This is a genomic window from Streptomyces sp. NPDC048278 (assembly GCF_040652195.1).
Lineage (GTDB): Bacteria > Actinomycetota > Actinomycetes > Streptomycetales > Streptomycetaceae > Streptomyces.
Genome location: NZ_JBEZLP010000019.1, coordinates 79,180 through 100,731, shown reverse-complemented (window position 1 = coordinate 100,731; position 21,552 = coordinate 79,180). Strand labels below are relative to the sequence as shown.

Sequence of the window (21,552 nt, the reverse complement as noted above, 5' to 3'; positions counted from 1 at the left end):
GGTCGGTGAAACCGGCCGCGGCACGCCCGGCTGGCGGCACGGGCGCATGCGGCGCACCGTGTCCAGCGTGGTGTGCCGCATGGTCGCCCGTCCGGTACGGGCCACCGGCTTCCTGGTCCGTGCTTCCCGGTCCCTAGTACGCCGTACGCCCGCTGCGGGTGCCGCCGCCGTTCGTGGTCACGAAGTAGAAGGTGGTGCCGTCCAGCACGTCACTGGCGACCACGGTGTACCCGGCATCCTCCGTGACCAGGGTCCAATGGTCCTGGCAGTAGCCGTGAGCGGCCCAGCACACGGCCACCCACTGGCTGCCGCCGGAGTCGATCCGCAGGTTGATGTCGTTGCAGCGCGAACTCGTCGTGTAGGTGCCGCTGTAGCCGTTCGCCGGCAGGCTGATCGCCACCGACCCGCCGTAACAGGTGACCGCCGCCTGGTCGGCCCCGGCGGTGGTGGCCGACGCGGTGGCCGGCACCAGGAAGGAGAGGAACAGCGCGCTCGCGGCAAGGACGCCCAGTCGGCGCGCCCGGAGCCCTCGTTCCCGTATACGACCCATGAGATGTCCTTTCGGTTGGAAGTACCGGGTTTGAATTCCAGTCAGGGAATTCGTTCTTTACGGAACCCGCACCGGCGTTGTCCTGTCCGGTGGCTTGAAGGCATGTTCCCAACGCCCGACGCCGACTGTCATGCTCATTCGACTCCAGTGAAGATTCGCAGGTGTATCCAGGGGGAGACAACGGATGCTTCGCTTCCATTTCACTGCCGAGGACTTGGCGCGCACGCGCGTGGCAACCGCGCCGCATCCGCTGTGGGAGATCGCCGTCAGCCTGCACAGATTCCAGACCCGGAGCGGCAGATGGAACTACAGGGATTGGTATGGGCGTGCCTGCGAGAATCTTGAGGAAACGGGTCTCGCGCATCCGGTGAGAACGATGTTGTTGCCACTCTTCCCGCGCGCCCGCTATTTCGCCGACTTTCTCACGCCCTTCGACGGCGTCGACGGTCTGGAGCCCGCGCTGGAGGCCATACTCGCCACACCCGACGAGCAGGTGAACCATGAGATGGCCAGGGCGGCCCGGGCGAGCAGGGCGCCGTCCTGGACGTTACGCGTCGCCGAGAAGTCGCTGCGCGGCGACTTGGTGGACCTTCTGCGGGAGTATCACCAGACCGTCATCACTCCCCACGAGGAGGCCATCCAGGAGACCTTCCAGGCGGAGCGTGCCCGGCACGCCCGGAGCATGCTGACCGAGGGAACCGCCGGCCTGCTGGCCGACCTCTCGCCGGCGGTCCGCTGGCGGCACCCGGTCCTTGAGGTCCCGGACTACCCCGCCGAGAGCGATGTGCATCTGAGGGGCCGCGGGCTGCTGCTCATCCCGTCCTACTTCTGCTGGAAGTCACCCATCGCTCTGGCGGACCCCCGGCTTCCGCCGGTGCTCGTCTACCCCGTCCACCATGTGCTGACGGCGGCCTCCGTCCAGGACGAGGCCGCCCTGCACGCCCTCCTCGGCCGCACCCGCGCCGTCATACTGCGGGCCGCCGCGACCGGGGTCACCACCAGTGAGGCGGCACGCCGGGCCGGGGTCTCCACCGGAACCGCCACGCACCACACCACGGCCTTGCGGGACGCCGGCCTCATCACAACCCACCGGCGCGCCAACAACGCCCTGCACACCCTCACCACATTGGGAGTGGCCCTTCTGGGCGCGGAGCGAGGCTCTTGACCGCGGGTTGCGGTACAGGTCCCAGCCCGCTTCGGGCGGGGTCCCCGCCAGGCGGGTTCTCCCGTGGCGGGGGCTCAGCGGGTGATCAGCTGCTGGGCGTTGTGGAACATGATGTCGTCCTGCGCGGACTCGTCGAGCTCGGCGATGAGCTTGCGGAAGTCGGCCGGTTCGGCCAGGCCCTCCGCGTGCGGGAAGTCGGAGCCCATCACGATGGACTCGTGGTGGCCGAGCCGCCTGACGACGTTCACGATGTCGTCCTCCGGGTAGGGCACCACGCGCACGTGCTTGCGGAAGACCTGGCTGGGCCGCTCGTCCAACTGGCCGCCGATCCAGGGGCCGTTGCGGCCCATGCCCCGGCTCTTGTCCATGTGCCGGACGAAGTGCGGCACCCACTCGGAGCCGAACTCGGAGACCAGGACGTTGATGTCGGGGAAGCGCCCGAAGAGGTTGTCGAAGATCAGCGCGGACAGCGTCTCCTCGATCGGGCGCTGGCCGTAGGTGTTCTGCCACTGCCAGGCCGACATCCGGAAGTGGATCGGGTTGGGGTCGTAGCCCCAGGCGGGTGCCACCTGCGAGTTGTAGTAGAACTCGCTGATGTGGTAACAGACGCTCGCCTTGGCGTCGTTGACCAGCTTCCAGAACGGGTCGAAGTACGGGTCGCCGGGGGAGCGGCCGTACACCGGCCCGGTGGGCAGCAGGATGAAGCGGGCGCCCTGCTCCAGCACGTACTCCAGCTCCTTGACCGCGTGGTCGAGGTCGCGCAGGGAGAGCAGCGCGGGGGCGTAGATGCGGCTCTGGTGGTCGAAGCCCCACACCTCGTTCATGTAGCGGTTGAACGAGTGGTAGTTGGCGTAGAGCGGCTCGACGCCCTTCACGTACTCCTCGGCGACCAGGGCCCAGCCGCCCGGGTACATGATCGACTGGTCCAGGCCCTGCTCGTCCATGACCCGCAGCCGGGCTTCGCGGTTCTGGTACGACTCGTGCATCGGCTCGAACTGGTAGGTCTCCTCGGGGTTGCCCGAGGACATGGCCTTGAGCATCTCCTTGAGCGAACCGGGCCGGTACACCTGCCCGAACTCCGGTTCCAGGCAGACGACGATCCGGTCCCCGGCGAGGATCACCTCGCGCCCGTCCGGCAGCGTCACCGGCGCGACGGCCGCACCGAGGAACTCCTTGGGGAGGTAGCGGGTGAAGGAGTCCCGCTCCTCGTACATGTGCTGGTCGCAGTCGAAGATGCGCTTGCGCTGTTCGGCCATGCCCGTCGCCTCCGGACCCCAGAGCTAATCGGTACGCCTCCTATAATTATCTAACTGTTTCGACTAGGCAAGGGGGTGCCGTGGCGTGACTCCGCGGGGAGCGTCAGTCGATGAGTTCCAGCACGGTCTTGGGGCCCGCGCCGTTCACCACGTCGTCCGCGGCGGTGATGTGGCGCTGCCAGAGCTTCTCGGCCTCGTCTGCCTTGCCGGCCTCGATCAGGCCGACCAGGCGCACATGGGCCCGGTGACCCTTGAGGGCCTGGGCCTTCTGGGCCTCGGGGTCGGCGGCGCCCGCCGTGTACGAGGCGTTCGCCCGGTCGATGATGTTGCGCAGCATCCCGCACAGCAGGATCAGGGTCTGGTTGCCGGTGAGCTCCACGAGCAGGGCGTGGAAGGCGTCCTGGGCGTGGACCAGGCCCAGCGGGTCCTCCAGGACGTTCTTCTCGGCGGCGACGGCGTCCCGCAGCTGCTTGACGTCCTCCGCGGTGTGCTTGCCTGCGAGCTGGCGGACGCACTGCGGCTCGATGAGGGCGGCTGCGCGGTAGAGGTCGCCCAGGGTGGCGCCGCGGTACTCCAGGATCAGGCCGGCGAACCGGGCGGCGACGTCCGCGTCCGGGGCGCTCACCCGGGCGCCGCCGTGGGCGCCGCGGCGCACGGTGATCAGCGACTCCGACTCCAGGACCCGGAACGCCTCGCGCAGGGTCGGCCGCGAGATGCCGAACTGCTCCATCAGGCCCGACTCCGGAGGCAGCGCGTCGCCCGGCTTCAGCTCGCCCCGCACGATCTGCCGGCGCAGGTGGCCGGCGACCAGCTCGGCGGTCTTCGGGACCCGTACCTGGCGTCCGATGCGGCCGGGGGCGCGGACGGGCGTGCTCGGCGTCTCTGCTGCGGCTGCCTCGGCCACGGTGGACTCTCCTCGTGTGTCGCCAGGTAAATAGCAAAATGAATCTGCTTAGTGCATCGAGGGTACCAGGTCAAGGGTGGATCGACCGGTGGTCGGCGGGGGCGGTCTGGCCTCTTCCGGCCTCCATGAGATATAGATGATTCATCTATCTATTAAGCTTGCTCGACGGATTCACGGGAGTGACCCCATGACCGAGAAACCGACCCCGGTGATCCTCACCGAGCTCACCGACGACGGGGTCCTGCTGCTCACCCTGAACCGGCCCGAGCGGCACAACGCCTGGACCCTGGACATGGAACTGCTCTACAACGAGCTGTTCGACCGCGCCGAGGCGGACCCCGCGGTACGGGCCGTGGTGCTCACGGGCGCCGGCCGCAGCTTCTGCCCGGGCATGGACATGAGCGTGCTGGACGGCGCGTCCTCCGGAGCCCGCCCCTGGCCCACGGACCGGCTGCCGCCGCGCACCCGGCCCATGACCTTCCCCAAGCCCCTGGTGGCGGCGATCAACGGCGCCTGCGCGGGCATCGGCTTCAACCAGGCGGTCATGTGCGACGTACGGTTCGCCGTGCCCGGGGCGAAGCTCGCCGCCGCGTTCAGCGCCCGCGGCCTGGTGGCCGAGGACGGGGTGTCCTGGCTCCTGCCCCGGCTCGTCGGCTACGGCAACGCCACCGACCTGCTGCTGTCCTCGCGCCGGATCACCGGCACGGAGGCCCTCGCCATGGGCCTGGTCAACCGCCTGGCCGCACCGGAGGACCTGCTCCCGTCGGCGCTCGCCTACGCGACCGAACTGGCCCGCACCGCAAGCCCGTACGCGATGTCCCTCATCAAGCGCCAGCTCGCGGACGACCAGGCCCGCACCTTCGCCGAGAGCCGCGACAGTGCCGCCGTACTGCTGGCCACGGCCAAGCGCGCCCCGGACTACCGGGAGGGCGTGCGCAGCTTCATCGAGCGCCGCAGGCCCGAGTTCGCGGCCCTGGGAGAAGCCGTTCCGGAGGTCGCGTCGTGACCCGCGCGGCGATCCCCCTGCACCGCCGCACGATCACCTTCTCCGCCTACGAGGAGGACCGCGGCGAGATCTCGGTCGAGGCCGAACTGCGCGACGAACGACCGTGGGAGCAGCCGCCGGGCGGAGTCGTCCACCGGATGGTGCTGTCGGTGCGCGTGCGCCTCGCCGACATGGTGATCACGGCCGCCGAGGCAGGCATGCGGGACTTCCCGCACGCCGAGTGTCCGCTGATCGCTCCCGCCTTCGACGGCCTGGTCGGGCTCGGCGTCGCCGCCGGCTACAACCGGGCCGTCCAGGAACGCTTCCGGGGGGTCTCCGGCTGCACGCACCTGCACGAGCTGGCCCGCGCACTCGGCCCGGCCGTCGTCCAGTCCGCCATCTCCGCCCGCAACCGCCACGCCCCCGACCCCTCCGCCGACGACCCGCGCTCCAGCGCCTGGGTCATGAACAGCTGCCACATCTGGGCCCCGGACGGCGTAGGCCCACGCAAACTCGAAGCAGGCTGGCGCCCAGGCACCGGCCCACGCCCGGTGCCCGAACTCGGCACCTTCGAGTAGCGCTCAGTGCAGCGCCCCGAAAGGGGCGCGGGGCGGTATCAATATGCGGCTACCGCCGCGTGGGCGCGACCAGCCACGACGCAGCAGCAGACGACCGACGGCCTGCGGCCCCACACTCCGCGGACTAACCCGCACTCGCCCTCGGCTCCCGCGGCAACCCCAGCACCTTCTCCGCCAGAATATTCCGCTGGATCTGCGAGGTACCGGCGTAGATCGTCCCGGAACGGGCGATCAGATACGTCGTCGACCAGGACGCCGAGGAGTTGGCGGCGCCCGGATCGTCGGCGCGATACGTCCGCAGCGGTGGCCGCCCCACCGGTACCTGCCCGTGCAGGCCCATGATGTCCATGGCGAGGTCGGTGACCTCGGTGTGGTACTCGCTCCAGTACAGCTTGGCGATCGACGTCTCGGGACCCGGCTCCGCGCCCTTGAGCCAGCCGGTGAGGATCCGGTACCCGAGATAGCGCATGATCTCGACCTTCGACCAGCACCAGGCGATGCGCTGCCGGATCACCGGATCCCGGTCCTTCCCGTACCGGCGGGCCAGCTCGACCAGGCGCTCCACCTCCGCCCGGAACAGCACGGGGTTGGTGGCCGCCTCCTCCCCGCGCTCCACGCCCAGCAGGCTCTGCGCGACCGCCCACCCGTTGTCGACGCCGCCGACGACCAGGTCGGCGCGGGTTCGGGCGCCGTTGAAGAAGACCTCGTTGAAATGCAGCTGCCCGCTCATCATGCGGAACGGGCGCACCTCCACGCCGGGCTGGTCCAGCGGCACGAGCAGGAGGGAGATGCCCCGGTGCTTCGGGGCGTCCCGGTTCGTGCGCGCCAGGACGAAGATCCAGTCACTGTGGTGGGCGCCCGAGGTCCACACCTTCTGGCCGTCGATCACCCACTCGTCGTCCTCCCGGACGGCGCGCGTGGTGAGGGAGGCCAGGTCCGAGCCCGCGTCCGGCTCCGAGTAGCCCTGGCACCAGGTGTCCGCACCGCTGAGGATGCGCGGCAGGAAGTGGCGCTTCTGTTCCTCCGTGCCCCAGCGCAGCAGCGTGTTCGCCAGCATCTTCACGCCGAAGGTGTCCTGGGGCAGTCCGAACGGCACGCCCGCCAGCGCCAGTTCCTCCATCAGCACCACCTGGTGGAGCTTGGACAGGCCACGGCCGCCGTACTCCTCGGGCCAGGTCAGCGAGAGATAGCCGCGCCCGGCGAGCCGTCGGCGCCAGTCGCGGGCGAAGGCCCGGGCCGGTTCCTCGTCCAGGGCTCCGATGCCCTTCCAGTCCGGTGGCAGCTCCTCGGCGAGGAAGCTCCTGACCTCGGTGCGGAACGCCTCGGTCTGCGGCGGATAACTGATGTCCACCTGGTCTGCCTCCCTGTCCGGCCGGCCCGTCGCACGGTTGATAGTTTCAGCATAATAGGTTATCTATTTAAGAGGAATAGCGACGAGTCAGGGGCGGGCCGCATGGGATTGCTGGAGGGTCGGAACGCCGTGGTCACGGGCGGCGCACAGGGCATCGGCTACGAGATCGCCGGCGTCCTCGGCGCCGCCGGGGCTCGCGTCGTCCTCGGCGACATCGACGGGGCCGCCGCGGCACAGGCCGCAGAACGCCTCGGCAAGGCGGGCGTGACGGCGACCTCGATCCGCTGCGACGTCACCGACGAGGACGAGGTGGCCGCGCTGATCGCCCACTGCGCCGATGCCTTCGGGCCGGTCGGCGTGATGGTCAACAACGCCGGTTTCACGAGGGACGCGACCCTGCGCAAGATGCCCGTGGCCGACTTCCGTGCCGTCCTCGACGTGCACCTGACCGGCGCCTGGAACGGCACCCGGTACGCGGCCGAGGCGATGCGCGCCCACGGACAGGGCGGCAGCATCGTCAACATCTCCTCCATCGCGGGCAAGGTCGGCAACTTCGGGCAGACCAACTACAGCGCCGCCAAGGCCGGACTCGTCGGCCTGACCAAGGCCGCCGCCAAGGAACTGGCGAAGGCGGGCATCCGGGTGAACGCCGTACAGCCCGGTCTGATCCGCACCGCCATGACCGAGGCGATGCCCAGGGCGGCCTGGGACGCGAAGCTCGCCGAGATCCCGCTGGGCCGCGCGGGCGAACCCGCCGAGGTCGCCCAGACCGTCCTCTTCCTCGCCTCCGGCATGGCGAGCTACGTCACCGGAGCCGTGATCGAGGTCACCGGCGGCCGGTACATGTGATCCCCCGCCGACGAGCCGACGAGCCGACGAGCCGACGAGCCGACGAGCCGACGAACAGACGGGCTGACGAAAGGCATGACGGATGCGTGACGCGGTCATCTGCGAACCGATACGTACCCCGGTCGGGGGCTATGGGGGAGTGTTCCGGGACGTCACCGCGACCGAGCTGGCCGCGACCGTCGTCCGGGCCGTCCTGGACCGCACCGGCGTCCCGGCCACGGCCGTGGACGACGTGATCCTCGGCCAGTGCTACCCCAACGGCGAGGCGCCCGCCATCGGCCGGGTCGCCGCCCTCGACGCCGGACTGCCCGTGGAGGTGCCCGGACTCCAGCTCGACCGCCGCTGCGGCTCCGGCCTCCAGGCCGTCATCACGGCCGCGATGCAGGTGCAGACCGGCGCCAGCGACCTGGTCCTGGCCGGGGGCGTGGAATCCATGAGCCAGGCCGAGTTCTACACCACCGACGCCCGCTGGGGCGTACGCGGCGCCGGCACCATGCTGCACGACCGGCTCGCCCGCGGCCGGGTCACCTCAGGCGGCGTCAACCACCCCGTCCCCGGCGGCATGCTGGAGACGGCCGAGAACCTGCGGCGCGCCTACGCCATCCCGCGCGAGGAACAGGACCAACTGGCCCTGCGCTCCCACCAGAACGCGATCTCGGCCCAGCAACAGGGCCGCTTCGCCGACGAGATCGTGCCCGTCACCGTACGGACGCGGAGGGGCGAGACGGTCGTCGACACCGATGAACACCCGCGCCCGGACTCCTCGTTGGAGAAACTCGCGCGGCTGCGCCCGGTACTGGGCCGCCAGGACCCCGAGGCCACCGTCACCGCCGGGAACGCGAGCGGCCAGAACGACGGCGCCGCGATCTGCGTCGTCACCCACCCCGAACGCGCCGCCGAACTCGGCCTGCGCCCGCTGGCCCGACTCGTCTCCTGGGCCGTCGTCGGCGTGCCGCCCGAGACGATGGGCATCGGACCGGTGCCCGCCACCGCCAAGGCCCTCGAACGGGCAGGACTGAAGCTCGCCGACATCGACCTGATCGAGCTCAACGAGGCCTTCGCCGCCCAGGTGCTGGCCTGCACCCGCGCATGGGAGCTGACCGAGGCCGACTTCGAGCGCCTCAACGTCAACGGCTCCGGCATCTCGCTCGGCCACCCCGTGGGCGCCACCGGTGGCCGCATCCTCGCCACCCTGCTGCGCGAGCTGGACCGCCGCCAGGCCCGCTTCGGCCTGGAGACCATGTGCCTCGGCGGCGGCCAGGGCCTCGCCGCGGTCTTCGAACACTCAGCCAAGGGAGGACGCTGACATGGCCGGACTGATCGCCTACGGCGCCCATGTGCCGTACCACCGCCTCGCCCGGGCCGACGTCGCCGCCGCCCTCGGCACGCCCGCCGCGAAGGGCACCCGCGCCGTGGCCGGCTACGACGAGGACACCACGTCCATGGCCGTGGAGGCCGCCCGCACGGCCCTGGCCCGGGGTGATCTGCGCCCGCGCATCGGGCAGCTGTTCCTGGCCACCGCGACGCCCGCCTACCTCGACAAGACCAACGCGACCGCCGTGCACGCGGCCCTCGGCCTGGACCCGCACGTCCTCGCCGCCGACATGGCCGGCTCCGTACGCTCCGGCCTCGGCGCGCTGGTCACCGCCGCCCGCTCCCCGGTCCCCACCCTGGCGGTCCTCTCCGACCTGCGCACCGGCCTGCCCGGTGGCGCCGAGGAGGTGGCCGGCGGCGACGGCGCGGCGGCGTTCGTCTTCGGCGGCCACCGCAACGGCACCCCCGTCCTCGCCGAACTGCTCGCCCACGACACCGTCAGCGACGAGATCCTCGACCGCTGGCGGCTGCCCGGCGCCCCCGCCTCCCGGGTCTGGGAGGAGCGCTTCGCCGAGGAGATCTACGTCTCCCTCGCGGACCAGGCACTGACCGCCGCCCTCGACCACGCGGGCCTGGACCGCACCGCGATCGACCACCTCGTCGTCTCCGGCCTGCACGCGCGCGCCTGCGCGACGGTACGGCGGACGGCGGGTGTACGGCCCGAGACGGTCACCGCGGACCTCACCGGCGCCATCGGCAACGCAGGCACCGCCCAGCCCGGCCTGCTCCTCGCCGACGTCCTCGACCGCGCCCGCCCGGGCGAGCTGATCGCGCTCGTCGTCCTCGGCGACGGCGTCGGAGTCCTGCTGCTGCGCACCACCGATGCCCTCCCGGCACACCGCAGCACCCGTCCGGTCGCCGCGCAGATCGCCGCGGGCAGCCCACCGATGCCGTACGCCACCTATCTGTCCTGGCGCGGCCTCCTCGACCGCGAACCGCCCCGCCGGCCCGACCCCGAGCCGCCGTACGCCCCGCCCGCGCACCGCCGTACCGGCTGGAAGTACGGCTTCGTCGCGGCCCGGTGCGAGAAGTGCGGCACCCGCCAGCTGCCGCCGGACCGGGTGTGCGCCTCCTGTCACGCCGTCGACGCCATGACCGACGAACCCATGGACGCCGTACGGGGCAGGGTGGCGACCTTCACCGTGGACCGGCTGGCGTACACGCCGAGCCCGCCGATGCTGGTCGTGGTCGTCGACTACGACGGCGGCGGCCGGTTCCGCTGCCAGCTGACCGACGCCACCGAGGCGGACGCGGTCATCGGCGCCCGGGTGGAGATGACCTTCCGGCGCACGGTCACCGCGTCCGGCATCCACAACTACTTCTGGAAGGCCCGCCCGGTGCGCCTGGGCGAGGACGAGAACGAGTACGAGAACGAGAACGAGGGGACGGACTGATGGGCTCGCACGGAATCCGCGACCGGGTCGCGATCGTCGGCATGGGCTGCACGCCGTTCGGCGAGCACTGGGGCAAGTCCGCCGACGACCTGCTGGTCGACTCGGTCGGCGCGGCCGTCGCCTCGGCCGGCGTCACCCTCGACGACATCGACGCGTTCTGGTTCGGCACCCAGGCCTCCGGCGTGTCCGGGCTGACCCTGAGCCGGGCCCTGCGGCTGCCCAACAAGCCGGTCACCCGTGTCGAGAACATGTGCGCGACCGGCTCCGAGGCCCTGCGCAACGCCTGTTACGCGGTCGCCTCCGGCGCCTACGACATGGCGATGGCGGTCGGCGTGGAGAAGCTCAAGGACTCCGGCATGTCCGGCCTCTCCGGCACCGCGATCCCCGGCGCGGGCGACGACAGCCGCGGCGAGATCACCGCCCCCGCCAACTTCTCCCTCCTCGCCCCCGCCTACGCCGCCAAGTACGGCCTGCCGGAGGACGAGTTGAAGGACGTCATCACCCGCATCGCCTGGAAGAACCACGTCAACGGCGCCCGCAACCCCCGTGCCCAGTTCCGCAAGGAGGTGCCGCTGGAGCGCATCCGGTCGGCGCCGATCGTGGCCGGCATGCTCGGCGTCTTCGACTGCTCGGGCGTCTCGGACGGTTCGGCCGCCGCGATCGTGGTCCGGGCCGAGGACGCCTACCGGTACACCGACAAGCCGATCTTCGTGAAGGCCCTGTCCTTCGTGGCCGGCCCGGCGGACGGACTGCTCGACCCGGAGTACGACTTCACCACCTTCCCCGAGGTCGTCGCCTCCGCCCAGGAGGCCTACCGGCAGGCGGGCGTCACCGACCCGCGCACCGAACTCGCCCTCGCCGAGGTCCACGACTGCTTCACGCCCACCGAACTGGTGCTGATGGAGGACCTCGGGTTCGCCGAGCGCGGCCAGGCCTGGAAGGACGTCACCGGCGGCGCGTTCGACCTGGACGGCTCGCTGCCGGTCAACCCGGACGGCGGCCTGAAGGCCTTCGGTCACCCGATCGGCGCCTCGGGCCTGCGCATGATGTTCGAGGCCTGGCTCCAGCTGCGCGGCGAGGCGCCGCCGGAGCGCACCGTGCGGACGCTGGCCGAGGGCCGCTCGCTCGCCCTCACCCACAACCTCGGCGGCGGACCCGGCGAATGCGTGTCCTTCGTGTCCGTCGTCGGCAGTGAACTCTCCGACAGTCAACTCTCCGACTGAGAAAGGTGGTTCGTGCCATGGGACGACTCGATAAGAAGATCGCGATCGTCACCGGGGCCGCTTCCGGCATCGGCGCGGCCACCGCCCTCCGCGTCGCCGCCGAGGGCGCCCACACGGTCGTGGCGGATCTGGACCCGGACGGCGCGAAGGCGGTCACGGAGGAGATCCGGTCCGCCGGCGGCTCCGCGACCGCCGTCGCCGTCGACCTCGGTGACATCGACAGCGTACGGGCCATGGTGGCGGCGGCCGTCGAGACCTACGGCGGCCTCGACGTCCTGCACAACAACGCGGCGGCCACCCGGCTGGCGGCCCGTCAGGACCTCGCCGTCACCGAGGCCGACCCGGCCGTCTGGGACGACACCCTGCGGATCAACCTGCGCGGGACGATGGTCGCGATCCAGGCCGCCGTACCGCACCTGATCGCGCGCGGCGGCGGCTCGATCATCAACACCTCCTCGGGCGCCGGACTCGCGGGCGACCTGCGCAATCCGGCGTACGGGGCGTCCAAGGCCGCGCTGATCAACCTCACCCAGTACGTCGCGACCCAGTACGGCAAGCAGGGCGTCCGCTGCAACGCCGTCGCGCCCGGGTTCATCGTCACCCCGGCGAGCTCCGGCTCGGCCCACGCGGGCATCCGCGACGCGATGCTGCGCCACCACCTGACCCCGCGCCTGGGGCGGCCGGAGGACGTCGCCGCGGCGGTCGTCTTCCTCGCCTCCGACGAGTCCGCGTTCATCACCGGCCACACCCTGCGCGTCGACGGCGGCCTCCTGGCCCACCAGCCCTACGTCGCCGACCTGCGCGACGCGTGAGCCGCCGTCAGGACAGCGCCTCCGGCTCCAGGTCGCCCAGGTAGGCCGCCCGCACCGCCGGGTCCCGGCGCACCTCCTGCGGGGTGCCGGCGCAGATCCGGCGGCCGAAGTCGAGCACGACGATCTCGTCGCAGACACTCATCACCATGTCGACGTCGTGCTCGACGAGCAGCACCCCCATGCCCCACTCGTCGGCGAGCCGCCGCACCAGGCGCGCCAGCTCCCGGGTCTCGTCGTCCGACAGGGCGGCGGCCGGCTCGTCGAGGAGCAGCACGGACGGCGACGCCGCCACCGAGCGGGCGATGGCCAGCAGCCTCCGCTCCCCGTACGACAGGTCGCCCACCGGCCGGTCCAGGCTGTCCTGAAGCCCGAACTCCCTCACGGCGACCAGCACATGGGCGGGCAGTGGCCGACTGCCGGGACGCACCAGGTCGGTGAGGCCGGCCCACGGCCCGGGCCGGTCGCAGGCGGCGTAGAGGTTGTCCAGGACGGTCATGTCCTCGAACAGCTCCAGCGACTGGAAGGACCGGCTCAGCCCGGCCCCGGCCCGCCGGTGCACCGGCATCCGGGTCACGTCCCGGTCGCCCAGGCGGACGCTGCCGGACGCGGCCCGGGTGAAGCCGGTGACGGCGTCGATGGCGGAGGTCTTTCCGGCGCCGTTCGGCCCGATCAGACCGACGACCCGGCCGGGCTCGACGTCGAAGGAGAGCCCGTCGACCGCGACGACACCGCCGTAGCGCACGGTCAGCTCCCGCACCCGCAGCGGGAGCGGTGCGGCACGGGTCACGTGCAGCTCCTCTTCTCCTTGGCTCGGCCCGGGCGGGACGGCCGGGTGCCCACGGCGCAGCCTGCGCTCAAGTCCCCCGGCCTGCCTGCCGACTTCGCGCCCGATGCCGTCCTGGTTGCCGACCAGCGTCAGCACCAGCACGATCCCGCCGATCAGTGGCATCCAGTCGCTCAGCCCCGGCAGCAGCAGGTCCCCGAAGCGGGCACCGACCGTGCCCGCGGCGAACGTGGCACCGAACAGCGGGCCGACGAGGTAGCCGACCCCGCCGATGACGGCCAGTCCGAGCGCGGTGATGGAGTCGAAGCTCGCGAAGTCGGCGAAGACCACGGACGTCGAGCGGAAACCGATGAGCACGCCCGCGAGCGCGGCGATCGCCGCCGACAGGCCGAAGGCGTAGAGCTTGACCGCGCGGACGTCGATGCCGAGGGCCGCGGCGGCCCGTTCGTTGGCCCGTACGGCGACGAGCCGGCGGCCCGTGCGGCCACGCCGGACGTTGGCGACCGCCAGCGCGGTGACGGCGAAGGCCACCAGGACCACGGCGGCGTAGCGCTGCGGATGGTCGACCCCGGAGACGGCGATGCCGAAGAGGGTCTGCTTGCCGACCGCGATGCCGTCGCTGCCCGGTGTCGTGGACAGATCGGTGTTCTGGAAGACCATCGCCTCCAGGGTGGTGCCGAGCCCGAGGGTGATGATGGCGAGGTTCACCCCACGGGTGCGGACCGCCGGGAGCGCGAACAGCAGCCCGATCGGCACGGTCCCCAACACGCCCGCGAGCAGGGCGAGTTCGAAGGGCCAGCCCCAGTCGGCCGCTGCATGCCCGGCGATGAAGGCGCCGGTCCCGGCGAGGGCGTAGGCGGCGAGCGAGACCTGCCCCGCGTAACCGGTCACCACGACGATCGACAGGATGATCAGGCAGAGCACCAGCGTGTTGGTGATCGCGTCGGCCCAGAGCGGCGAGGAGACCGCCACCAGGACCAGCCCCACCACGACGGCGGCGGCCAGCGGCACCGGACGCACCCGGCCCGTGCCCAGCGCGGGCAACCGGTCCAGGAAGGTGCCCCGCAGCGGCAGTGCCCGGCCGCGGACCACCAGCACGAGGGCGATGCAGAGGAAGGGCACCGACGAGGCGAGTCCGGTGACGCCGGAGCCGAAGCGGGTCAGCTCCGACTGGACGACCCCGATGCCCAGGCCGCCGGCCAGCGTGACGGGGAACGAGTTGAACCGGCCGACCAGGGCGGCGGCCAGCGCGCTCAGCAGCAGGGTGGTCAGCCCGGTCACCGACAGGCCGATGACCGGCACGATCAGAATGGCCGTCAGCCCCGCGAACGCCGAGCCCAGCGCCCAGTTGGCGGCGGCGACCAGGCCGGGGGACCAGCCGAGCGCGGCGGCGGCACCCTCGTGCTCGGCGACCGCGGTGGTGCCCAGGCCGAACAGCGTGTGCCGGTACACGAGATGGAGGACCACGGTCACCGCGACCGCGATGCCCAGCAGCCAGAGCCGGTCCTCGGAGACCGTCGCCCCGGCGAGCGTGAGCAGCCGGGTCGGCAGCTTGCCCGGCACCAGTTGCAGGCTGTCACCGTACCGTTGGACGGCGACGGCGGTGAGCACGATGAACACCGCCAGCGTGCCCACCAGCCGGGCCAGCGTGGAGGCCCGGCGCAGGGGCCGGATCACCAGCAGGTGGGTCAGCAGTCCGAGCAGCGCGGAGCCGGCGACCCCGCAGACGGCGGCCGGCCAGTACGGCATGCCGTGCCGGGTGGCCAGTTCCCACTGCAGGTAGGCCCCGGCCATGCCGATCGCCCCGTGGGCGAGGTTCAGCACGCCGGAACCCCGGTAGACCAGCACGATGCCGTGCGCGGTGAGCGCGTACAGGGCTCCGAGGCCCAGTCCCAGCAGTGCGAAACGCAGGATGTCGTCCATCTGTGGCACCTCCAGACAGACAGAGTAATTATTTAAATAATTGTGTCCAGAGTACTTCACTAAACAATCCGCCGCCTCCATGCTGTTCGGCATCTCGGCCCAGCACCCTCGCGGAGGAACCATGAACCAGTCACGCCGACACAGAACCGCCGCTGCGGGCGCACTCGCCGTCACCGGAGCCCTGCTCGCCGCCGGCTGCGGAGGAGGGTCGGCCTCCGACAGCTCCGCCGAGACGTCGTCGCTCAAGGGCACGCCCGTCAAGGTGATGGTCTGGAACCCGGAGGACACCCAGGGCAGCGCCCAGCCCGGCGTCCGGCTCACCGCACAGGCCTACGAGAAGTGGATCAACGCCAACGGCGGCATCAAGGGAGCCCCGCTGAAGGTCATCACCTGCAACGAGAAGAACGACCCCGACGAGGCGGAGAAGTGCGCCCAAGAGGCGGTCGCCGACAAGGTCGTGGCCGTCGTCGGCTCCTACAGCCTGGCCGGGGACCGCTACATGCCGATCCTCCAGAAGGCCGGCATCCCCTACCTCGGCGGGACCGGCGTCTCGGCCGCCGAGTTCTCCAACCCCCTGTCGTACCCGGTCAACGGCGGCACCCCCGCGGTGTTCGCCGCGCACGGCCGGCAACTGGTGCAGTCGGGCTGCAAGAAGATCTCCGGCGTCCGCTACGACCTCGCGGCGGCGGCCATCGTCTCGCAGTTCCTCACCCTCGGCGCGACCTCCGCCGGCGGGACCGCCCCCAAGGACCTCAAGGTGCCCGTCACCGCCACCGACCTCGCCCCGCAGGTCGCCGCCGCCACCCAGGGCAGCGACTGCGTGAGCGTCATCCTGGGCACCCACTCCGACCTGTTCGTCAAGGCGTACGTGCAGTCCGGGGCGAAGACGAAACTCGGCAGCGTCGTCGGCAACCTCACCCCCGACCTGGCCGCGAGCACCGGCGGCAGCAGCAGCCCGCTGGAGGGCGCCGTGATCACCGGCTACTACCCGCCGGTCTCCGACAAGGCATGGAAGGGCTTCACCGAGGCCGCCTCCGGCGACAAGGACATCGACACCTCCAACGGCGCCAACGAGACGACCTGGGTGGCGTTCACCGTCTTCACCGAGGCCGTCAAGAAGCTGCCGGCCATCTCGGCCGAGGCCCTCGTCAAGGAGCTGAACACCGCGCAGGGCATCAGCACCGGCGGCCTCACCCCGCCACTGAACTGGAAGGCGTCGACGGCACTGCCGATCAAGGGACTCAACCGCATCCACAACACCACCGCCACCGAACTCACCATCCGCGACGGCAAGATCGAGTGGGCGAAGTCAGGATCCACCTTCGTCGACGTCCGCAAGATCCTGACGGCCGCGTCGGCCGGCTGACGGGAGAACGCCCGTGCACGACAACGGACATCCCCTGATCGAGACCCGTGCCGTGTCCGCCGGATACGGCACCCGGCCCGTACTGCGCGACCTCGACCTGGAGGTCCGCCCCGGCGAGGTCGTCGCCCTGCTCGGACCCAACGGCGCGGGCAAGACCACCACCCTGCGCGTGCTCGCGGGCGAACTGGCCCCCATGAGCGGCGAACTGCGCTGGCTGGGCGCCCCCGGCCGGGCACCCCTGCACCGCCGCGCCCGTGAAGGCCTCGCCTACGTCGGCGAACGGGCCGTCTTCAGCAGGCTCGACACCACGGACAACCTGCGCGTCGGCCGGGTACGGACCGAGCAGGCCCTGTCCCTGTTCCCGGAACTCGAAAAACGGCTCAGGATCGGCGCGGGCATGCTCTCCGGCGGAGAACAGCAGATGCTCGCACTCGCCCGGGCCCTGGGCCGCGCTCCCAGGCTGCTGCTCGCCGACGAACTCTCCCTCGGCCTTGCCCCGCTCGTCGTGGACCGCCTCCTGCGGGTGGTCCGCGAAGCGGCCGACCAGGGTCTTGGCGCGCTCCTGGTCGAACAGCACGTGCGCAAGGTGCTCGGCATCGCCGACCGCGTCTACGTCCTGCGCCGGGGCCGCGTCGAGATGGCCGGCACCCCGGCCGAACTGCGCGCCGACCTCGACGCGCTCGAGTCCTCCTATCTGACCAAGAACCCCGCGTCATGACCGAGTGAGGTGGTTGCCGTGCCCAGCGCACGCGAACAGATCCGGGCCCTGGTCCGGTCCGGCGACACATTCCGTCAACCCGCCCAGGAAGTCAGGGAGTTGCAACTGGAAGCCGCGCGGGAGGCCTTCACCGCCCACCGCGAGCGGATCCCGCTGCTGCGCACCCGGGCGGAGGAGACCGGCGTCCACGAGATCACCGCTCTCCCCGACCTCGTACCGCTGCTCTTCTCCCACACAAGCTACAAGTCGTACCCCGTCTCCCTCATCGAGAACGGCCGGTGGGACCGGCTCCTGCGCTGGTACTCGACCGTCTCCGTGGTCGAACCCGACGACGTCGACGTCGAGGGCGTCACGGACATCGACGAGTGGACCGACCGCATCACCGCGGCCGGCCACCGCCCCTACATCACCAGCGGCACCTCGGGAAAGGTCTCCTTCCTCAACTGCGACACCGACGACCTCGACTTCCTGCACGCCGTCCTGGAGAACCTCACCTGCTGGCCCGACCCCCTGCCGCCGAAACCCACCCGCCGCGGCTACCTGCTGGCCCCGGCGAGCGGCCCGATGCGCTCCATCGACGGCTTCCGCTGGCACGCGGACGTCTTCGCGCGCCCGGGGGAGACCCGGCTGCTCACCGAGGCACCGCTGAAGGTGTCCGAGCTGATGGGCAGCGCCCTGCTGCGCCGGCGGATGGCCGAGGGCACCGCCACCCCGCGCGAGATCAGCTCCTTCGAGACCACGTCGGCCGCCCGCGAGCAGGAGCTGGACGCCGCGCTGACCGCGATCGTCGACGACATCCTCGCGCACCGCGACGAACCGCTGCTGATCGCCGGCATGAACAACCAGCAGTTCACCCTGATCCAGGCCCTGCGCGCGCGGGGCGTCGCCGACGGCAGCCTGCACCCCGACACCCTGGTGCTCAGCGGCGGCGGCAACAAGGGCCGCGCCCTGCCCGACGACTACCAGCAGCAGTTCGCCGCCTTCTACGACGGCGTACGCCGGGTGCGCAGCTACGGCATGACCGAACTCCAGGGCTCCTGTCTCGCCTGCGAGAACGGCCGCTACCACGTGCCCCCATGGGTGATCCCGCTCGTCCTCGACCAGACCGGTGAGACCCTCCTGAACACCGGACACGGCGTCACGGAAGGGCGGTTCGCCTTCCTCGACGTCTCCCTGTCCGGCCGCTGGGGCGGACTCATCAGCGGCGACAAGGTCTCCGTGGACTTCTCACCCTGCGACTGCGGCAGGCCGGGACCGGCCGTGCTGCCCGACATCCAGCGCTACGGCGAACTCGGCGGCGGTGACGACAAGATCACCTGCGCCGCGACACTCGACTCCTACGTACGGGGGATGATCCACGGATGAGCGGCACGGCACTCGACGGCGCCGTGGCCGTCGTCCATGTGATCCGCGGCGAGGTCGACGAGAGCCCGCACACCCCGCACGGCCGGGGCGCCTTCACCGCACCCGCCCTCGACCTCGACCGCCTGGTGTGGCCGCGCACGGAACCCGGCCCCGCCTTCCACGTCCCCGCCGCGGAGATCGTCGACCTGCTGGTGGAGACCGGCGAGGCGCTCAGGTCGGACCGGCAGGGCCTGCTCGCCGAGGCCCTCGAACGCATGGTCAACGTCAGCACCCTCCCCGAGGAGGTGCTCGAACGCGCCTACGCCGCCCTGTGGCGCAGCTTCCGCGAGCCCGCCCTCCAGGCCCAGATCGACCACGAACTCGGCGGCACGGAAGTCCTGGACGGCTGGCGCGAGGTACGGCTGCCCGAGGGCCGGATCGCGGCGACCCGCGCCTTCCCGCCCCGCCTGGTGCACATCATCGCCGGCAACGCCCCGGGCGTCGCCGCCCAGACCGTCGTCCGCGGGGCCCTCACCAAGGGCGTCAACCTCCTCAAACTCCCCTCCAACGACCTGTTCACCGCGACCGCGATCCTGCGCACCATGGCCGCCGTGGCCCCCGGCCATCCCGTGGTGCGCTCGTTCTCCGCCGTGTACTGGAGCGGCGGCGACGAGTCGGTGGAGAGCGTGCTGTTCCGCCCGCAGTTCTTCGACAAACTGGTCGCCTGGGGCGGCGAGGCCACCATCAGAGGCGCCCTGAAGTACGTGGGTCCCGGGTTCGAACTCGTCTCCTTCGACCCCAAGACGTCCATCTCCCTGATCGGCAGGGAGGCCTTCGCATCCGCCGAGACTCTGGCCCGGGCCGCCGACGCGGGCGCCACCGACGCCACCTTCTTCAACCAGCAGGCGTGCGTGGCCAGTCGCTTCCAGTTCGTCGAGGGCACCGAGGAGGAGGCCGACCGCTACGCCGCCCTGCTCTGCGAACGCCTCGGCGTGGCCCGGGAGTTCAACTCCGCCGACGGTCCCCGGGCCCCGGCGGGGCTCCGCGAGGAGATCGACGTCCTGCGGTCCCTGGCACCCGACTACCGCGTCTGGGGCGGATACGACGGCCACGGCCTGGTCATCCGCTCCCCGGAGCCGGTGGACTTCCACCCCGACGGCAAGATCGTCAACGTCGTCCCGGTCGCCGCGCTGTCCGAGGCCGTCGCACACGCCGGGGTCGCCACCCAGACGGTCGGCGTGTACCCCGCCGACCGCAAGGCCGACCTGCGCGACGCCCTCGCCTGCGCCGGCGTACAGCGCGTGGTCTCCCTCGGCGGAGCGGGCGGCATGCCCCCGGGCCTCTCCCACGACGGCTTCCACCCGCTGCGCCGACTCATGCGCTGGGTCAACGACGAGTGACCCGGCGGGCCCGTCCCCGGACCTTCCGCCCGTCCCGTCGCCGTTCCGGCGGTCGTGGCTCATCCCGCGTTGATCACCACCGCCTTCACCTGGGTCCAGTCCTCCAGGTAGTCCGGACCCATGGAGCGGCCGAAGCCGCTGTGCTTGTAGCCCCCGAACGGGGTGCCGATCGACCCGTTCGGGCCGCCGTCGCCGACCGTGTTGACCGCGACCTGGCCGGCCTGGACCCGGCGGGCGAGCCGGACCGCCCGCCCGACGTCCCGGGTCCAGACGGTGGCGGTCAGGCCGTAGCGGGTGCCGTTGGCGACGGCGACGGCCTCCTCCTCGTCCTCGTAGCCGAGGACGGACAGGACCGGGCCGAAGATCTCCTCCTGGGCGATGCGCATCCCGGGGGTGACCCGGTCGAAGAGGGTGGGCTCGACGAAGTGGCCGTCGTCGTACGGTGTCCCGGACAACTTGCCGCCCCCGACGACCACTTCGGCGCCCTCCTCACGGCCGATGGCCAGGTAGTCGAGAACTCGCCGCTCCTGTCGGGCGTTGATGAGCGGGCCCATGTCCACCGCCTGGTCCCAGAGCCCTACCCGTACGGCGCGGAACGCGTCCGCGAGTGCGGCGACGAGCCGGTCGTGCAGGGCGGAGTGGACCAGGACACGGGAACCGGCGGCGCAGACCTGCCCGCTGTTCATGATGATGCTGCGCACGATCGCCGGTACGGCCTTGGTGAGGTCGGCGTCGGGCAGCACGATCTGCGGGGACTTGCCGCCGAGTTCGAGCTGGAGCGGGACGAGGTTGCGGGCGCAGGCCTCCATCACGGCGGTGCCGGTCGCGGGGGAGCCGGTGAAGCTCATCTTGCGGATGCCCGGGTGGGCGGGCAGGGCGGCCCCCGCCTCCGTGCCGTATCCGGTGACGACGTTGAGGACGCCCGGCGGAAGGCCCGCCTCCTGGGCGAGGCGGGCCAGGTAGAGGGCGGTCAGCGGGGCGTCCTCGGCCGGCTTGAGGACGACCGTGTTGCCGGCCGCGATCGGGGCGGCCGTGTTGAACACGGTCATCGGTCCTGGCGCGTTCCACGGGATGATCGCGCCGACCACGCCGTACGGCTCGCGCAGGGTCAGGCCCAGCACGTCCGGGGACCGGGTCGGCAGGGTGTCGCCGAAGATCTTGTCGGCCTTGCCCGCGAGATAGGTGAGGCGGGCCGCGATGGGGGAGGGGCCGACCGGGTGGCCGACCTCCATCGCCTCCAGACGGTTGATGTCGTCGTCGTGCTCGCGCACCAACTGGGCCCAGCGGTAGAGGAGTTCGCCGCGCGTGGCGGGGCTGGTGTCGCGCCAGGCGGGCAGCGCCCGCTCGGCGGCGCGTACGGCGTCGTCGACGTCCTCGGTGCCGCCGCGGGGGACGCGGGCGAGCAGCGCCCCGGTGGCGGGGTTGACGACGTCGACGGATGTCCTGGAACGGGCGGGGACCCATTCGCCGTCGATCAGGTGCGTGCCGTCGGGCAGCAGGGCGGCGATGTCCGGCGGGGCGGGGGCGGTGGTGGTCATCGTGATCCTTGGAGAAGAGGGCGGCGGGCGGGGTCGGG

General features: G+C 71.5%; 18 protein-coding genes. 12 read left to right on the top strand and 6 right to left on the bottom strand.

The window, feature by feature from the left end; genetic code table 11:
* Positions 1–133: 133 nt before the first annotated feature.
* Positions 134–550, bottom strand: coding sequence for a hypothetical protein (locus AB0D74_RS29415; RefSeq protein WP_362593505.1), 417 nt, complete (start codon positions 548–550; stop codon positions 134–136).
* 376 nt (positions 551–926) lie between these two features.
* On the opposite strand from AB0D74_RS29415, the gene AB0D74_RS29410 reads away from it, so the two are divergent.
* Entirely contained in the window at positions 927–1,715 is a 789-nt protein-coding gene (locus tag AB0D74_RS29410) for a DUF5937 family protein (protein ID WP_362593501.1), read from the top strand.
* A 74-nt stretch (positions 1,716–1,789) separates the two neighbouring features.
* Here the strand turns inward: AB0D74_RS29410 and AB0D74_RS29405 are convergent, their stop codons facing one another.
* Both AB0D74_RS29405 and AB0D74_RS29400 read right to left on the bottom strand, forming a co-directional pair.
* On the bottom strand, positions 1,790–2,971 hold the full coding sequence (locus tag AB0D74_RS29405) for an amidohydrolase family protein (protein WP_362593498.1): 1,182 nt from the start codon (positions 2,969–2,971) through the stop codon (positions 1,790–1,792).
* 103 nt (positions 2,972–3,074) lie between these two features.
* Complete coding sequence (locus AB0D74_RS29400) at positions 3,075–3,875, bottom strand: FCD domain-containing protein (RefSeq protein WP_362593495.1); 801 nt, start codon at positions 3,873–3,875, stop codon at positions 3,075–3,077.
* Between the two features lie 187 nt (positions 3,876–4,062).
* On the opposite strand from AB0D74_RS29400, the gene AB0D74_RS29395 reads away from it, so the two are divergent.
* Positions 4,063–4,881 (top strand): enoyl-CoA hydratase-related protein, encoded by an 819-nt coding sequence (locus AB0D74_RS29395; protein ID WP_362593492.1) that lies wholly within the window; start codon positions 4,063–4,065, stop codon positions 4,879–4,881.
* Positions 4,878–5,438, top strand: coding sequence for a DUF2889 domain-containing protein (locus tag AB0D74_RS29390; RefSeq protein ID WP_362593489.1), 561 nt, complete (start codon positions 4,878–4,880; stop codon positions 5,436–5,438). The genes AB0D74_RS29395 and AB0D74_RS29390 overlap by 4 nt, the downstream gene beginning before the upstream one ends.
* A 124-nt stretch (positions 5,439–5,562) precedes the next feature.
* Here AB0D74_RS29390 and AB0D74_RS29385 read toward each other — a convergent pair whose 3' ends face one another.
* Positions 5,563–6,789 (bottom strand): acyl-CoA dehydrogenase family protein, encoded by a 1,227-nt coding sequence (locus tag AB0D74_RS29385; protein ID WP_362593486.1) that lies wholly within the window; start codon positions 6,787–6,789, stop codon positions 5,563–5,565.
* A 102-nt stretch (positions 6,790–6,891) separates the two neighbouring features.
* On the opposite strand from AB0D74_RS29385, the gene fabG reads away from it, so the two are divergent.
* From fabG to AB0D74_RS29360, 5 genes are all read left to right on the top strand, one after another.
* Entirely contained in the window at positions 6,892–7,638 is a 747-nt protein-coding gene (gene fabG, locus AB0D74_RS29380; protein ID WP_362593483.1) for a 3-oxoacyl-ACP reductase FabG, read from the top strand.
* 82 nt (positions 7,639–7,720) lie between these two features.
* The gene (locus AB0D74_RS29375) at positions 7,721–8,944 is read left to right on the top strand and encodes an acetyl-CoA C-acetyltransferase (RefSeq protein ID WP_362593480.1); all 1,224 of its coding nucleotides are present in this window, start codon (positions 7,721–7,723) and stop codon (positions 8,942–8,944) included.
* A 1-nt stretch (position 8,945) separates the two neighbouring features.
* Positions 8,946–10,406 (top strand): OB-fold domain-containing protein, encoded by a 1,461-nt coding sequence (locus tag AB0D74_RS29370; RefSeq protein WP_362593477.1) that lies wholly within the window; start codon positions 8,946–8,948, stop codon positions 10,404–10,406.
* Complete coding sequence (locus tag AB0D74_RS29365) at positions 10,406–11,629, top strand: acetyl-CoA acetyltransferase (protein WP_362593474.1); 1,224 nt, start codon at positions 10,406–10,408, stop codon at positions 11,627–11,629. The genes AB0D74_RS29370 and AB0D74_RS29365 overlap by 1 nt, the downstream gene beginning before the upstream one ends.
* A gap of 17 nt (positions 11,630–11,646) precedes the next feature.
* On the top strand, positions 11,647–12,441 hold the full coding sequence (locus AB0D74_RS29360; protein ID WP_362593471.1) for a glucose 1-dehydrogenase: 795 nt from the start codon (positions 11,647–11,649) through the stop codon (positions 12,439–12,441).
* Between the two features lie 7 nt (positions 12,442–12,448).
* On the opposite strand, the gene AB0D74_RS29355 is transcribed toward AB0D74_RS29360, so the two are convergent.
* Positions 12,449–15,148 (bottom strand): branched-chain amino acid ABC transporter permease/ATP-binding protein, encoded by a 2,700-nt coding sequence (locus AB0D74_RS29355; protein WP_362593468.1) that lies wholly within the window; start codon positions 15,146–15,148, stop codon positions 12,449–12,451.
* 121 nt (positions 15,149–15,269) lie between these two features.
* Here AB0D74_RS29355 and AB0D74_RS29350 point away from each other — a divergent pair, with 121 nt between their 5' ends.
* From AB0D74_RS29350 to AB0D74_RS29335, 4 genes are read left to right on the top strand one after another with little or no spacing between them, the layout of a single operon-like run.
* On the top strand, positions 15,270–16,514 hold the full coding sequence (locus AB0D74_RS29350; protein WP_362593465.1) for an ABC transporter substrate-binding protein: 1,245 nt from the start codon (positions 15,270–15,272) through the stop codon (positions 16,512–16,514).
* 13 nt (positions 16,515–16,527) lie between these two features.
* The gene (locus tag AB0D74_RS29345; RefSeq protein ID WP_362593462.1) at positions 16,528–17,232 is read left to right on the top strand and encodes an ABC transporter ATP-binding protein; all 705 of its coding nucleotides are present in this window, start codon (positions 16,528–16,530) and stop codon (positions 17,230–17,232) included.
* Positions 17,233–17,250: 18 nt separating this feature from the next.
* Positions 17,251–18,597 (top strand): hypothetical protein, encoded by a 1,347-nt coding sequence (locus AB0D74_RS29340; RefSeq protein WP_362593459.1) that lies wholly within the window; start codon positions 17,251–17,253, stop codon positions 18,595–18,597.
* Positions 18,594–19,976, top strand: coding sequence for an acyl-CoA reductase (locus tag AB0D74_RS29335; RefSeq protein WP_362593456.1), 1,383 nt, complete (start codon positions 18,594–18,596; stop codon positions 19,974–19,976). The genes AB0D74_RS29340 and AB0D74_RS29335 overlap by 4 nt, the downstream gene beginning before the upstream one ends.
* 59 nt (positions 19,977–20,035) lie before the next feature.
* Here the strand turns inward: AB0D74_RS29335 and AB0D74_RS29330 are convergent, their stop codons facing one another.
* Entirely contained in the window at positions 20,036–21,514 is a 1,479-nt protein-coding gene (locus tag AB0D74_RS29330) for an aldehyde dehydrogenase family protein (RefSeq protein WP_362593454.1), read from the bottom strand.
* Positions 21,515–21,552 lie beyond the last annotated feature (38 nt).

What these genes read in the sequence shown, in the direction of transcription:
- AB0D74_RS29415 (WP_362593505.1), bottom strand. Translation starts at nt 550, where the DNA reads ATGGGTCGTATACGGGAACGAGGGCTCCGGGCGCGCCGACTGGGCGTC.
- AB0D74_RS29410 (WP_362593501.1), top strand. Translation starts at nt 927, where the DNA reads ATGTTGTTGCCACTCTTCCCGCGCGCCCGCTATTTCGCCGACTTTCTC.
- AB0D74_RS29405 (WP_362593498.1), bottom strand. Translation starts at nt 2,971, where the DNA reads ATGGCCGAACAGCGCAAGCGCATCTTCGACTGCGACCAGCACATGTAC.
- AB0D74_RS29395 (WP_362593492.1), top strand. Translation starts at nt 4,063, where the DNA reads ATGACCGAGAAACCGACCCCGGTGATCCTCACCGAGCTCACCGACGAC.
- fabG (WP_362593483.1), top strand. Translation starts at nt 6,892, where the DNA reads ATGGGATTGCTGGAGGGTCGGAACGCCGTGGTCACGGGCGGCGCACAG.
- AB0D74_RS29375 (WP_362593480.1), top strand. Translation starts at nt 7,721, where the DNA reads ATGCGTGACGCGGTCATCTGCGAACCGATACGTACCCCGGTCGGGGGC.
- AB0D74_RS29370 (WP_362593477.1), top strand. Translation starts at nt 8,946, where the DNA reads ATGGCCGGACTGATCGCCTACGGCGCCCATGTGCCGTACCACCGCCTC.
- AB0D74_RS29365 (WP_362593474.1), top strand. Translation starts at nt 10,406, where the DNA reads ATGGGCTCGCACGGAATCCGCGACCGGGTCGCGATCGTCGGCATGGGC.
- AB0D74_RS29360 (WP_362593471.1), top strand. Translation starts at nt 11,647, where the DNA reads ATGGGACGACTCGATAAGAAGATCGCGATCGTCACCGGGGCCGCTTCC.
- AB0D74_RS29355 (WP_362593468.1), bottom strand. Translation starts at nt 15,148, where the DNA reads ATGGACGACATCCTGCGTTTCGCACTGCTGGGACTGGGCCTCGGAGCC.
- AB0D74_RS29350 (WP_362593465.1), top strand. Translation starts at nt 15,270, where the DNA reads ATGAACCAGTCACGCCGACACAGAACCGCCGCTGCGGGCGCACTCGCC.
- AB0D74_RS29335 (WP_362593456.1), top strand. Translation starts at nt 18,594, where the DNA reads ATGAGCGGCACGGCACTCGACGGCGCCGTGGCCGTCGTCCATGTGATC.
- AB0D74_RS29330 (WP_362593454.1), bottom strand. Translation starts at nt 21,514, where the DNA reads ATGACCACCACCGCCCCCGCCCCGCCGGACATCGCCGCCCTGCTGCCC.